The 13788-nt window shown below is 36.7% G+C and carries 11 protein-coding genes and 5 tRNA genes; 6 read left to right on the plus strand and 10 right to left on the minus strand.

Going from position 1 to position 13788, the window contains the following annotated elements:
* Positions 1-145: 145 nt before the first annotated feature.
* The 6 genes from ACHZAX_RS05800 (at position 146) to ACHZAX_RS05825 (ending at position 6898) form a co-directional block, all read left to right on the plus strand.
* The gene (locus ACHZAX_RS05800; RefSeq protein WP_320018383.1) at positions 146-766 is read left to right on the plus strand and encodes a hypothetical protein; all 621 of its coding nucleotides are present in this window, start codon (positions 146-148) and stop codon (positions 764-766) included.
* A gap of 274 nt (positions 767-1040) precedes the next feature.
* Complete coding sequence (locus ACHZAX_RS05805) at positions 1041-2537, plus strand: IMP dehydrogenase (protein WP_320018384.1); 1497 nt, start codon at positions 1041-1043, stop codon at positions 2535-2537.
* A gap of 349 nt (positions 2538-2886) precedes the next feature.
* Positions 2887-4062 carry an alcohol dehydrogenase-like regulatory protein ErcA gene (gene ercA / locus ACHZAX_RS05810; protein WP_320018385.1) on the plus strand — a complete coding sequence of 392 codons (1176 nt, stop codon included), beginning with the start codon at positions 2887-2889 and terminating at the stop codon, positions 4060-4062.
* Position 4063: 1 nt separating this feature from the next.
* A complete protein-coding gene (locus tag ACHZAX_RS05815; RefSeq protein ID WP_320018386.1) occupies positions 4064-5260 on the plus strand; it encodes a PAS domain-containing sensor histidine kinase in 1197 nt (398 codons plus the stop codon).
* Positions 5261-5285: 25 nt separating this feature from the next.
* The gene (locus ACHZAX_RS05820) at positions 5286-5819 is read left to right on the plus strand and encodes a GNAT family N-acetyltransferase (RefSeq protein ID WP_320018387.1); all 534 of its coding nucleotides are present in this window, start codon (positions 5286-5288) and stop codon (positions 5817-5819) included.
* A 635-nt stretch (positions 5820-6454) separates the two neighbouring features.
* Positions 6455-6898: a DMT family transporter gene (locus ACHZAX_RS05825; protein ID WP_320018388.1), complete on the plus strand. Its 444-nt coding sequence runs from the start codon at positions 6455-6457 to the stop codon at positions 6896-6898.
* Between the two features lie 253 nt (positions 6899-7151).
* On the opposite strand, the gene ACHZAX_RS05830 is transcribed toward ACHZAX_RS05825, so the two are convergent.
* The 10 genes from ACHZAX_RS05830 to ACHZAX_RS05875 all read right to left on the minus strand — a co-directional run bounded on the left by ACHZAX_RS05830 (position 7152) and on the right by ACHZAX_RS05875 (position 13768).
* A complete protein-coding gene (locus ACHZAX_RS05830) occupies positions 7152-9710 on the minus strand; it encodes a M1 family metallopeptidase (protein ID WP_320018389.1) in 2559 nt (852 codons plus the stop codon).
* A 125-nt stretch (positions 9711-9835) separates the two neighbouring features.
* Positions 9836-10639, minus strand: coding sequence for a DUF1338 domain-containing protein (locus ACHZAX_RS05835; RefSeq protein ID WP_320018390.1), 804 nt, complete (start codon positions 10637-10639; stop codon positions 9836-9838).
* Between the two features lie 324 nt (positions 10640-10963).
* Positions 10964-11040: transfer RNA gene (locus ACHZAX_RS05840), tRNA-Asp, on the minus strand.
* 54 nt (positions 11041-11094) lie between these two features.
* A tRNA-Asp gene (locus tag ACHZAX_RS05845) sits at positions 11095-11171 on the minus strand.
* Between the two features lie 53 nt (positions 11172-11224).
* Positions 11225-11301 (minus strand) — tRNA-Asp (locus tag ACHZAX_RS05850).
* 54 nt (positions 11302-11355) lie between these two features.
* A tRNA-Asp gene (locus ACHZAX_RS05855) sits at positions 11356-11432 on the minus strand.
* Positions 11433-11499: 67 nt separating this feature from the next.
* Positions 11500-11573 (minus strand) — tRNA-Asp (locus ACHZAX_RS05860).
* Positions 11574-11724: 151 nt separating this feature from the next.
* Positions 11725-12273, minus strand: coding sequence for a 16S rRNA (guanine(966)-N(2))-methyltransferase RsmD (gene rsmD / locus ACHZAX_RS05865; protein ID WP_320018391.1), 549 nt, complete (start codon positions 12271-12273; stop codon positions 11725-11727).
* Positions 12264-13112 carry a DUF3822 family protein gene (locus tag ACHZAX_RS05870; protein WP_101311479.1) on the minus strand — a complete coding sequence of 283 codons (849 nt, stop codon included), beginning with the start codon at positions 13110-13112 and terminating at the stop codon, positions 12264-12266. The genes rsmD and ACHZAX_RS05870 overlap by 10 nt, the downstream gene beginning before the upstream one ends.
* Before the next feature lie 14 nt (positions 13113-13126).
* Positions 13127-13768: a hypothetical protein gene (locus ACHZAX_RS05875; protein WP_101311478.1), complete on the minus strand. Its 642-nt coding sequence runs from the start codon at positions 13766-13768 to the stop codon at positions 13127-13129.
* Between the last annotated feature and the right edge of the window lie 20 nt (positions 13769-13788).

The following is a 13788-nucleotide window of genomic DNA, read 5'->3' on the forward strand; positions in this document are numbered from 1 at the left end:
CACTTCCTTATATGCCGATATTTGTATCGTAAACAGTAACACTTTATGATATGAAACGTCCATGCCAAAGCGATTTTGACACACAGCGGGATGATTATTCCAAGCATGGTAAGTTCCATCTTACAAATGAAAGCAAATGTAAAAGATGAAAAAGCAATTCTTTCTTTTTGTGGTAATAATAGCTTTATCCACAACAGTTTCAGCACAATCAAAAACAGTTGAATCAACTTGCAGCAAATCAAACTTTGCTTCCCAAACCGATAGTATAACAACCAAACAAACCGTAGGCATTGCCATTGATCTGCTTCCTCCGATTATGAGTGCCACAACCGGCAATCTGGGTTATTCGGCTCAATTGTGGTATGGATACAGAAAATATCGGGTTCGCGGAGTAATTGCAGGTTTTCAGATGCCCGATAAATTGATGGGGAATAATGATTTTAAAGATTTGAAAACAACAGCCGCAGCTTTGATTTTTGATTGTTTCAAAAACAACAATTTTGAAGGTTGGTGGTTGGGAGCAGGGGCAGAAATGTGGGACAACACAATCAGCTCGAAAATTGACAACAGGAGTTATGATTTTACAAATTATGTGATTACGGCCGGTAGCGGATACATCATCAAACTGCATAAAAATTTCTACATTGAACCCTGGGCAGCCGTGCACTATGTTGTAAATAATGAAAAAGTATTGGTTGGTGCAACCGAGTATAAAACCAAAAGGCTTCAAGGGGAAGTATCGTTGAAAGTGGGTTGGCATTTTTAGGTGTATTTCAACTAAATAATGGTAATACAGAAGAATTGAACGTATTTTTAAAAGTATTTGGGAATATTATTGATTTTCAATTTTGTAATTTAAAGAATGGGTTTGAGTCTTGCTAAGTTTTTGTATAGTAGTGTTTTAGTTTGATTGGTGAGAGGTTGTTGTCTGTAGCGAATCAGATTGTTTTAATTTTTAAGCCTGTTTGATTTAATAGAGACAGGATGTTTTTATACCTTCGTAAAATTTTTTATTTGAACAACCATTGAATAGAACAACTATGGCTACGATTATTAATGACGTTTCGAGAACCTTTAGTGAGTATTTAATTATTCCAGGACTAACTGCGGTCGATTGCACACCTGACAAAGTTAGCTTGATGACTCCATTGGTTAAATTTAAAAAAGGAGAATCTTCCAGAATCAACCTGAAAACACCTTTTGTATCTGCAATTATGCAATCTGTTTCCGATGATGGAATGGCTATTGCCTTGGCTAAAGAGGGCGGTGTGTCGTTTATTTTCGGTTCTCAGTCAATCGAGGAGCAGGCCAAAATGGTTAAGAAAGTAAAAAAACACAAAGCTGGTTTTGTAGAGAGTCGTGCTAATATTATGCCTGAACAAACTTTACAGGATGTAATTGCTTTAAAAGAAGAAACTGGATTTTCAACAATTGGGGTAACCAGTGATGGATCGGCAAACGGAAAATTTTTAGGGATTGTTACTGGCCGCGATTATCGATTAAGTAAGGATAGTCTGGATAAAAAGGTAAAAGAGTTCATGACTCCTATAGAGAATCTTGCTGTAGGTGAGTATGGAATTAGTTTGACTGAGGCAAATGATATTATCTGGGATCACAAGTTAAATACCTTGCCTGTTATCGATAAAAAGCAAAATCTGAAATACTTTGTTTTTAGAAAAGACTACGATAATCACAAAGAGTATCCGAATGAATTACTGGATGATCATAAAAGACTAATTGTAGGAGCAGGTATTAATACCCGTGATTTTGAAGAGCGTGTACCTGCCTTGGTTGAAGCTGGTGTTGATGTTTTGTGTATCGATTCATCGGATGGATTTTCGGAATGGCAAAAAATTACCATAGAATATATAAAAGAACATTATAAGGGTAAGGTGGCTGTTGGAGCAGGAAACGTGGTTGATAAAGCTGGGTTTTTATATTTAGCCGAGGCTGGCGCCGATTTTGTTAAAGTTGGAGTAGGCGGTGGATCTATTTGCATTACCCGCGAGCAAAAAGGAATTGGCAGAGGTCAGGCAACAGCTTTAATTGAAGTGGCCGAAGCCCGCGATGAATATTTTAAGAAGACCGGAGAGTACATTCCTATTTGTTCCGATGGTGGAATTGTGATGGATTATCACATGACCCTTGCTTTGGCAATGGGAGCTGATTTTATGATGATGGGAAGATATTTTGCCCGTTTCGACGAGAGTCCGACCAGAAAATTATTAATTGGCAGCAACTATGTGAAGGAATATTGGGGCGAAGGTTCGAACAGAGCAAGAAACTGGCAGCGATATGATATGGGAGGTAAGAACAGTCTTAAGTTTGAAGAAGGTGTGGATAGTTTCGTTCCTTATGCCGGTAAATTGAAAGACAATTTAGATATTACCACAGGTAAAATTAAATCTACCATGTGCAGTTGCGGTGTTGCAACAATTGCAGCATTGCAGGCTGAAGCAAAAATTACCTTGGTTTCATCTACAAGTATTATCGAAGGTGGTGCTCATGATGTTATTGTTAAAGACACAAAGAACTAAACGATTTAAGTTTAAGTATATTTCCAGACCAAGCTCTTAGCTTGGTCTTTTTTATATCTGCTAATCTTTTTTATTTTGATGAAAAAGGCATAGAGTATATCTGTCATATTTGAATGGACAACAATTGAATTCGTGATTTGGATAGCTTTTTAGCACAGAGTCCTTCCTGTGATTACGGATCTTATTTTTCCTAAATTTTGTTTTTTTAAGAAATCCATTTATTGTAAGATTCTAATTGGGAGAATATTAATGCAAGTATTTACATATTTGCTATCTTTAAAGGAGTTCTTGCTAAAAACTTCTTTATCTGAGAGGTATTGTACGTACTAACCTTTTTAAAATATTCGTAATGAATAAAGAATTCGATGATATACAATTGGAAATTAGAAAATTTGTAGCTCCGGAATATATTTTCGGACTCGATTCAAGAGTTTACGTGGGTTTGTATTGTCAAAAGCTTGGCGGACGAAAAGTTTTGTTGGTTACCGACAACATAATTTTAAAGTCACCATGGTTGTTGGAGGCGGAAGGTAAGTTGAAGGAAGCTGAAATTGACTATGTGATTTTCTCCAATGTTTCTCCTAATCCCAGAAATTACGAAGTAATGGAGGGGGCACAAATGTATAGCCAAAACAAGTGCAATATGATTTTGGCAATTGGAGGAGGGAGTGTTATCGATTGTGCGAAAGGAATTGGAATTATCGCTAACAACGGTGGAGATATCAGAGATTTTGAAGGAGTAGACAAAATATACAAGCCCATGCCTCCCTTAGTGTGTATTCCAACTACAGGAGGAACATCAGCCGATGTTTCTCAGTTCGCAATCATCAATAATTACGAAGAGAAGTATAAGATGGCGATTATTAGTAAGGCAACTGTACCTGATGTGGCACTGATTGATCCCTATGTATTAACGAGTATGAGTAAGCATTTAACTGCTTGCACCGGAATAGATGCCCTTTCTCACGCCTTTGAGGCGTTTGTATCTAATGCAAATTCAGCATTTACCGATTTATATGCACTCGAGGCAATCCGATTGCTGGATAAAAATTTATTGTCATCAGTACAAGAACCAAACAATTTGCAGGCAAGAGGAAAAGTAATGTTGGCAAGTCTTTATGCAGGATTGGCATTTTCAAATGCCAGTTTGGGATGCATTCATTCAATGGCTCATAGTTTGGGTGGGTATTTAGATTTACCACATGGTGAGTGCAATGCCATATTATTGCCACACGTGGTGAACTATAACTTTAATACAGCCTCTGACAGATATAAAAAGATCGCAGAAATTCTGCAATTATCATCGGTGGGGGTTAATAATCAGGAAAACAAAAAATTACTGATGAACTATCTTTTTCAAATGAACAAAACATTAGGTGTTGATAAAACCCTTCAGGAAAAGGGGGTAAGTTTAGATATAATCTCAGTTTTGGCGAACAAAGCAATTCAAGATCCGTGTAATGCAACCAATCCGCGACCTCCGGTAAAAAAAGATTTGGAAGTGGTTTATAAAGAAGCTTTATAATATGGAAGATAAATGGATTAACGATAGAAATAAAATAATAGGCTTAGGTGAGAATTCACATCGGAAAAGCTATTATCCAGAGTTGCAAAATAAAATTGAAGAGCTGGAAGCTTCACGGAAGAATCTGGATGCGATTATTCACAGCACCAGCGATGGAATCATCATTCATGATATTTCAGGTAATATTTTATTTTTAAACAAACCTGCTGAATCATTGTTGAATGCTAAATTGGGTGATAATTTAACGGTAATGGATATATCTGCTGTCCAAAACGATATTGATATTCTGCCTGACATATGGAACGAAGTAAGAAATAACAATACACAAACAATAGAGTGGATTGTTTTACAAAATAAAACTAGAAAAGAAATACCCGTTCAGGTTTCTATTAATAATACTTTTTGGAATGGGTTAGATGTTTTTGTAGCCGTTATCCGTGATTTTACGGTACGCAAAGAATATGAAGAAAAGCTGCTGGAAGCTAAAAAAAAGGCAGAAGAAAGCAATCACTTAAAAACAGCTTTTTTACAAAATATGTCTCATGAAATTCGAACCCCCATGAATTCCATTGTTGGGTTTTCGGAATTACTTAACGATTTGGATTTATTACCTGAAAAACGCAAAAAATTCACCTCCATAATAATTGATAATGCGCATCAGCTTCTTTCAATTGTAAACGATATACTCACCATTTCAACTTTACAAACAAAGCAGGATAAGGTTTATCTGGAATCAACCAATGTTAATCAGGTTTTATCGGATTTATTGATTATTTACGAAAAACAGGCACTTTCGCGACATTTATCAATTCAGCTTCATCGAGCATTATCCGATAAGGAATCGGTTGTATTTACTGATAAAACTAAAATAATTCAGATTTTAACTAATTTACTGAACAATGCGTTTAAATTTATTCACGAAGGCAGCATTGAGTTTGGATATAGGCTGATTGACGGGGATATGGTTTTTTATGTAACTGATAGTGGTATTGGTATACCGGAAGAGATGCAAACCAAAATTTTTGACCGGTTTATGCAGGCAAGTGATTTTGTCATGTCAAATTATGGAGGAACAGGATTAGGTTTAGCCATTTCAAAAGAATTCATCGATTTGCTGGGTGGTAAAATTTGGGTGGAATCTGACGTAAACAAAGGCTCAACATTCTATTTTACCATTAAGTATCTTCCTGTAAATTAAAGAACCATACTAATTAATAGCCACAGTGAAAAGAGTTAGACTAACACAAACCGATAATACTGGTTTTTTGCAGGCTTGGGAATTGTATGGGGATGCTTTCCCTGAAGCGGAACGCCGGGAGTTTGATTTACAGAAACAGATAATGAATCGTGCAAATTATCATTTTGATATTGCAACTGTTGATGAGGTTTTTTCAGGTTTTATATTGTGGTGGCAATTTGAAGGACTGAGGTATATAGAACATTTGGCAACACCGATTGAATACAGGGGCAGAGGATATGGTAAAACAATTGTTGAGCAGTTGATTTCTGAGAGTTACGATGATATACTACTGGAGGTGGAATTGCCGGATTGTGATAGCAGTAAGCGACGAATTGCTTTTTACGAACGCTTGGGATTTATCCTAAATAGGCACGACTACCGGCAACTTCCCATGCGAAAAAATGGAGTTCCCATACAGATGCTATTAATGACTTATCCTAATGGGTTAACAGAAACTAGTCTGACTCTTTTCAAAGAAAGCTTTTGGGAAATGTGCTATGTTCCATATTTTGAATAGTTGATGCGATTATCATATGTAGAATTAATCTGAGGCTATACTAAAAACGGGTAATCTAAAATTTACAATCAAAAAGATTGCTTTTCTGAGAGTAGAATGAACTCTCCAAACAAAAAGATGGCTTTTCTGTAAGTAGAATGAGTCCACCAATCAAAAAGATGGCTTTTCTGTAAGTAGAATGAGTCCACCAATCAAAAAGATGGTTTTTCTGAGAGTAGAATGAACTCTCCAAACAAAAAAATTGCTTTTTCTGTAAGTAGAATGAGTCCACCAAACAAAAAGATTGCTTTTTCTGTAAGTAGAATAAGCCAACCAATCAAAAAGATGGCTTTTCTGAGAGTAGAATGAGCTCACCAATCAAAAAGATTGCTTTTCTGAGAGTAGAATGAACTCTCCAAACAAAAAAATTGCTTTTTCTGTAAGTAGAATGAGTCCACCAATCAAAAAGATGGCTTATATGCGGGTAGTGTTTCTATTTTTTATGTATTTTTTTTGGCAGGAGAACAAGCTTGGTAAAATTTAGTGTCCAATTTTTAGGCATGGGACAGTGAAAGAGCAGAAGATTTTTTTATTGCTTATTTAAAGGTCTCCGAGAACTTTAAATTCCTATTTTTGTTTTCAAATTTACGATTTATATGAGATATTTTTTGATGTTGTTGGCTCTTGCTGTTGGTTGTTTGTTGCCAGTTCAGGCGAGTATAAATGCAAAGTTAGGTGTGTTTTTAAAAGCGCCGCTTATGGCTGCTTTGGTTAATTTTATGGTGGGTGGTTTTGTCCTTTTACTGGTAATTTTGGGTACCCGTACTCCAAATAACTTATTGTTGGCTGCAAAGGAAGCCCCAATATATGCATGGATTGGCGGCATGATGGGTTCTATATTTGTTGGTTCAGTTATTTTTCTGATTCCACGACTGGGGGCAGCCTTAAGCTTTGGCTTAATTGTAGCCGGTCAGTTGGTATTTTCGTTGATTCTTGACCATTTTGGAATGTTTGGCGTACCTGTTCAACCCATTAACTGGGGACGTATTTTAGGAGTTTTACTCATCTTCGCAGGAATATTGGTGGTACAGAAGTTTTAGCTTTTACAACCAAAGTTTAGAGTTCCCCTTCTACTTTAGGAGAAGGGGTTAGGGAATGAAGTAGGTAATAAAAATAAAAAAATACCACTCCCACAAACAGATCCAAAATAGTAAGTGTTTACTTAAAAACTAACAGCGTCGATAAACCTATAGGTATTGAGTAAAAAAATGGCACTCCCTTTTAACAAGAGCACCATTTAAATTTTTAATACTGAGACTTACTCCTTGGTACTTTTACCTTTCTCCTTTTCCCTTACTTCTTCCTCAGCACCAAATCCGATGCCTGAAGAATCTTCAATTTCAAATTTTCAGGATAATCTGGTTGTTCCTCTAAAAACTGACGGGTAATATTTCCTGCTTCTTTCGATTGCAGACCGCTATAACTGGCACTTAACCAATTGGCAGGAAAGAAAATGTCTCCGGTAATCTGAATTTCTTTCAGTAATTCCAAGGCCTGTGGTAAATATGCTAGAGCTTCTTTTTCCCTTATCGGATGATTCAAATAGCCCAAACCATCTAAAACCCAGCGCTCAATTTCTCTGTTTTCGGCTATGTGCAGACTGGCAAAAAACTCTTTGCGAACTTGCTGATTGGCCGACAGGGCAGGAGCCGCAAATTGCAGGCGTTTCTTACGGTCTGGATTTTTAATTCGTTCGATTTGTGTGGCAACAAGCTCTTCTGATTTTTCGGGCATTTTAATGGCCAAATTGCAAGCCAGGTCGGTAGCTTTGGTTTCCGAAAGACTAAATCCGCCAATGGCAATTTCTTCTTTCCAGGCTGTGAAGAGTTGCTCCAAACACACTTTGCTTTCGGCAATACTGCTTAAGGTGCTGAATAAGCTCGATTTCTTGCTCATGTCCTTCTCCTCATTTAGTTGAATCCAAAGGCTGTCTTCCAAATGTTTCCCAATTTGTAACCTTTCTTCGGCACTTATATGAAGCCAATAAGCCGACTGCATATAAGACAGCATGCGTTCCAAAATCAATGCGTTTTTTTCCTTTGCCAATTGTTTCTCGGCAGCAAGCACAAATTCTTTTCCGTTTACTTCTCCTTCGCAAAGATTCTCATACAGGTTGATCCACGCCACTCCACGCACCAAATCATCTTTAATTTTGTGCATATTTTCAAGAAGGAATTGCTTGCTTTTACTGTCTAGTTTAAAAAATCCATAGGCATTGCCTTTTCCATTTGGGATCATATAGTCAGGTGTTTTTTTGCCTGTAGCTTCCGAAATCACAAGCTGTGGCTGATCAAATTTCACAGATAACACTTCGTTTATTTCTTCATAGCCTAAAAGGATGTTCAACTCCTGATTCCAGTCACCATCATTTCCTTTGGCATCACTTTGCGTGATTGTCAAATCAGTAATCAAACCATTTTCACTTGAAATTGATGATGTTATTACAGGCCTTCCGGCTTTGTCAACCCAAACTTTGCTCCATTGCTTTAAATCACCAGAAGTGGTTTCGTCCAAAATCGCAATCAAATCTTCCCAACTGGCATTGCGGTAAGCATATTTTTTCAGATAAGTTTGCAGGCCTTTTTGTAATGCTTTTTCACCGGTTATCCGTTCCAGCATATCCATTACAATTGGCGATTTGTGGTATATAATACTTCCGTAAACCGATCCGGCATCTTTTAAGTTTGGCAACACCTGATTAATTGCATTGGCTCCGCTTGTGCGGTCAACTGCATAGGAACTCGGGAAATGAGCCATCTTAAATTTCAGTGCATGGTTCATATCCGGAAAGCTTGGGTTGGTAATTTTATCGGCAAGAAAATTGGCAAAAACCTCTTTCAGCCAAACCTGATCGAACCATTTCATAGTCACTAAATCGCCAAACCACATGTGAGCTGTTTCGTGGGCAATTAAATTTGCCCGGTACAATCTGTCGTTTTTGCTTGCATTTTTATCCAAAAACAATTTGGAAGCATTGTACAGCGTCGCTCCCGTGTGCTCCATTCCGCCATATTGAAAGGATGGAATCACCACAATATCATACTTTCCAAAAGGATAGGAGATATCGGTATATTCTTCCAGCCAATCGAGTGATTGAAACAACAAACGAAAGATTTCATCGGTATTACCAGCCAACATTTCAGGATCAGTTTCGCGGTGATACATGGTGTGTTGATGTCCATTGTGTTCGCGGGTTATGGTTTCGAATTTACCGGCTGCAAAAGAGAACAGATAGGTTGGCAGTTCTTTTGTGGTAAAAAATTTATAATGGCTTTTGCCTGCGTCTTCTTTAACTGATTCAGTTTTACCATTGGCTATTGCCTTCCAGCTTTTTGGCACACTTAATGCCAATTGAAATTTGGCTTTTAAATCTGGCTGATCGAAGCATGGGAAAGCAGTTCTGGCTCTGTCCGGCACAAACAAAGTGTATAAAAATTCATCGTTACGATTCAAGGAGCTGTTTCCGGTCGTAAATTCAATGTCAATTTCGTTTTTCCCTTCTTTCAATTCCCCTTTCGGGATAATCAAATGCTCCAATTCAAAGCGGTATTTCGAGGGGTTTCCATTACAAACCACTTTATGGATTAAGTTGGCGTTTTCACGAAAATCAATTTGGAGATCCTGATCGGTTGATTGCAATTCGAAACTGATTTTATTGCTTCCCGGAATTGTCTTGTTACGATCCTCAGGGATATCAAAATTCAGCTGATATTTCAGATTGGAGATATTCGCTTTTCGGTATGCCGCCATTGTTTTGGCTACGCCTGTTTCAATGTTTAATTGTTTTGTGTTTGTGGTGCATGCCGAAAAAAGAAATGCAATAAGAAGGAATAGTGTTGATGTATTTTTCATGTTGTAGGTTTAAGTTAGAGGAGGTAAAGATAAAAGTTTATGGAACAAAGAGGAATGATGAAAAGCAAAAAGCCCGCTCAAAACAGATTTGTTCGGCGGGCTGATACATTTTGGTAAATTTTAATTTATTTTTCTCTGAAATTACTGCTGTCAAAAATTTTATTGGCATTGGCTGCGATAAAGCTTGAGAATAGCTGTCCGTTTTCATCCGGATAACGAATAGCAAATTCATAGAAGCATGCAGGTATTTCGTATACACCTTCTTCAAATTCAACTTTAATAATCTCGGAAAGGGTAGAGGACTGCTGCAGAAGCTTTTCAGGCGTGCCTTTAATTTCACCTCCCGAGGTGTTCATTTCAAAGCCATTGTCTTTAATAAATTGATTCACTTTCTCGATACTATTGTATTTCTGAAGCGCGTTGATGCTGACCGTAAAGTGATTCACCCTGAATCCGTGAACGTAAAGCCAGGCGGCGTATTCTGATTCCTTCCGCAGAAATTGATAATCGGCATAGCTTGGTTTACCCCAAACACTTCCTTTGTGAATTAAATCAGGATCAGCATAATAGGCATTGCCCACCGAATAGAGTCTTCTTTTTATAGTCTTCTGAAATTCTTCTGAAAATTCAGAAAGTATTAATTCTGATATAAATACCCTTGGTGCATTTTCCTCACTTGGATGTTCCAAATGAACGGCGTTCAAGTGCTTATCTTCGAACACATATTCTCCTTTATATTCGTAGCCTGCTTTCAGGAATTTCTTTGCCAAAACCTGAATGTTCATTCTTGGGTCATCGAAGGTTCGAAAAGCTACATGGTCATTAATTACCTGTTCCCCTTCTTTGGTGAATAAATCATGTATAGCCTGGGCAGAAGGATTTTGTTTTGTGTATTCCTTCCATAGCCGATGAAATATTTCTTGTTGCATAATCTGTATTTTAGTTAGTTGTACAGTAATTTATGAATTTTAATTGACTGGATTTATGTTTGTGGTCAGATTTCTTTTAAACTTTTGCTCATGTACTATTGAAAATGCAAAAAAATGACAAAAAAAGAATCTGCAGTCTTAAATTGTCAGGAAAGTATCGTTTATAATTTGTTAGTTGATGTTTGCTTACGAAAGTGACTTGGATAGAGTCGAAGAAGGAGTAGAAGAGTTTCGATTTGTTTTCAAAAAATTTGAATGTTTTTGGAAAGATGTAAAATCGAAAAAGCCTCCGATTCTTTTGAATCGGAGGCCTTCTAATTATTTTGGCGGTCTGGACGAGACTCGAACTCGCGACCCCATGCGTGACAGGCATGTATTCTAACCAACTGAACTACCAAACCAAAATATTCTGCGATTTGTTTTTTGTAAGAGTAACAAATCAAAACTCTTTATTTTGGCGGTCTGGACGAGACTCGAACTCGCGACCCCATGCGTGACAGGCATGTATTCTAACCAACTGAACTACCAAACCAAAATATTCTGTGATTTGTTTATTGTAAGAGTACAAATCAAAACTCTTTATTCTGGCGGTCTGGACGAGACTCGAACTCGCGACCCCATGCGTGACAGGCATGTATTCTAACCAACTGAACTACCAAACCAAAATATTCTGCGATTTGTTTATTGTAAGAGCAACAAATCAAAACTCTTTATTTTGGCGGTCTGGACGAGACTCGAACTCGCGACCCCATGCGTGACAGGCATGTATTCTAACCAACTGAACTACCAAACCAAAATATATGCATTTCCCAAAAGGGAAACTGCAAATCAAAAATAGTGCAAAGAACTTTTTCTTTTAGCGGTCTGGACGAGACTCGAACTCGCGACCCCATGCGTGACAGGCATGTATTCTAACCAACTGAACTACCAAACCTTTTTTTGATTGCGATGCAAAGATAATGCAAGTTTTCTTACTTGCAATATCTGTATGCAGTTTTTTTGACTGAGATTCTGCTTTAAGGTAGTAAAATAGCGGTTTTGAGCTTGTTACGCTGGTGAAAAAAATGCTTTTTTTTTGTAAAGATCTATTCTGATTCTTTTACCGACTTAAAGAAGCTGAAATTTACACTTCCGTAAACTCTTTTTTCAGTAAAATTTGGATGTTCAGAAAAGTCATTCGACGAACCGTGTTCAATAATTAAAAGACCATCTTCGGTGAGTAATTCCTTTTCGAAAACTAAATTGGGAATTGTTTCAAGAGATTTCATGGCGAACGGAGGATCGGCAAATATCAAATCAAATTTTTGAGGGAAATTTCGGAGAAATCTAAAAACATCCGATTTAATTACTTGAATTTGTTCAAACTTTAATTCTTTAATTGTTTTTTGAATAAAAGAGAAGTGGTTGTGGTTTTTTTCCACACACATTACCTTTTCGGCGCCTCTGGAGGCAAATTCATAACTAATACCTCCTGTACCCCCAAAAAGATCTAAAACGTTTAAATCTTCAAAATCAATAACGTTATTTAATACATTGAAAAGGCTTTCTTTGGCAAAATCGGTTGTTGGCCTGGCCTTAAAATTTTTATCCGGAGATATCCTTCTTCCCCTATGAGTCCCACTTACTATTCGCACCTGGATAAATTTAAAAGATTAATGAATTGATTGTATTCCTTGTGTGGAATACTTTTATTTATTCTAAACTCCGATGGAAGTATTTTAACTTCAACCTGACCTAGGTATTTTTTTAGTAAAAGAATTACATTGCTATCTTCCTGAACGAGTCCGTCAATAATTAGCCTGCTTCTCTCATTGTTTAACTTTTGTTGTTTAAAGATGTTGAGAATATAGTAGGCTAAATCAGAACTTGCGCTGTATGAGAATGTGTTTATGAAATGTTTCCCGTTTCGATCAGGTATAATTACATGAAAAAAGTAATTCTGAATGTTCAAAAAAACCTGTGGGTGATTTTCAGCAATTTTTTGATTCAATGCCTCTTTGTAAAAGGGCAGGCAATGATGATACAGCTTACTGTTTTTAAAGTGAGATTGAACAAATTCTTTAATGTTGTTAGGAAAAGAGAATACAATCCACGATTTTAATTCGGGAAGCTCATTCCATTCCAGATATTCATTTTTTTCAAGGCAATGAGATAATTGAAAGCTCTCAAAAGCAAAGTCTTCCGAGAAAAACTCTGATGGAATAAGCAATACTTTATCAGAGATCCAAAGAAGCGAAACATCCTTAAAACTTAAATTTAAGAGTTCGTGGTTTCGAACAATTTCAATAAATGAATTTATTGGATTATTGTCGCTGTTTGTTTTGAAAGGAATGAACTGATTTAATGCGATGCACTCCTTATGCCCGTTGAGTATAGAAAAAGAAAATCCATCCAGGCTTACCTGGATGGATAGTGTATATTCTTTTGTTTTGTTTTTATCAAATGATGAATCAACAAATACAAGGTCGCTCATGTATAATTTTATATTTATTCCCAGTTACCTGCGTTGTTGTTTGCTTCTTCAAGAGAACCAACCATTAAACCAGGATATTTATTTAAACGAATACGGTTTCCATTTTCTTCAAGAACTTCTTCACGATATTCATCCATAATATCATCAAAAATATCCATGTTGGAAACTTTTGCTTCAAAAACCTGAACTTTTACATTCGATCCGGTTACAAATACAGTTGCACCTAATTTAAATTGTTTTTGTCCTTTGGTAAAAGGAACAAAACGTAAATTCTCGATTGCATATTCTCTTCCAAAAACAGTGTCAAGAGCTGAAATCATTACTGTATCACGAGTGATGAATCCTTTTTTTACAGCTTCTTTTTCAGTCATACCAGCTTCAACTTGCTCATCAGTAAGAGAACCTATCGCTTTAATCAAAGGCATAGAGTCAGTTTTGATAAAATTAATTAAAGTGTCAAAACTTCCGGTATATTTACCATTAACATCTTTGTAAGCACCTTCTGCTTTACGGATATCTTTCAACTGTTCAATAATTCTAGCGTACCTTTGATCTTTGATTTTACCAAATTTAATCGGTTTCATAATGCTTTGGTAGCTTAAAAAAGCAAGAACAACAATAGCTATGGCAAGTAAGATTTGAAAGACTTTTTTCATTTTTATTCTTATTAGTTTGT

This window comes from Labilibaculum manganireducens, assembly GCF_963665805.2.
Lineage (GTDB): Bacteria > Bacteroidota > Bacteroidia > Bacteroidales > Marinifilaceae > Labilibaculum > Labilibaculum manganireducens.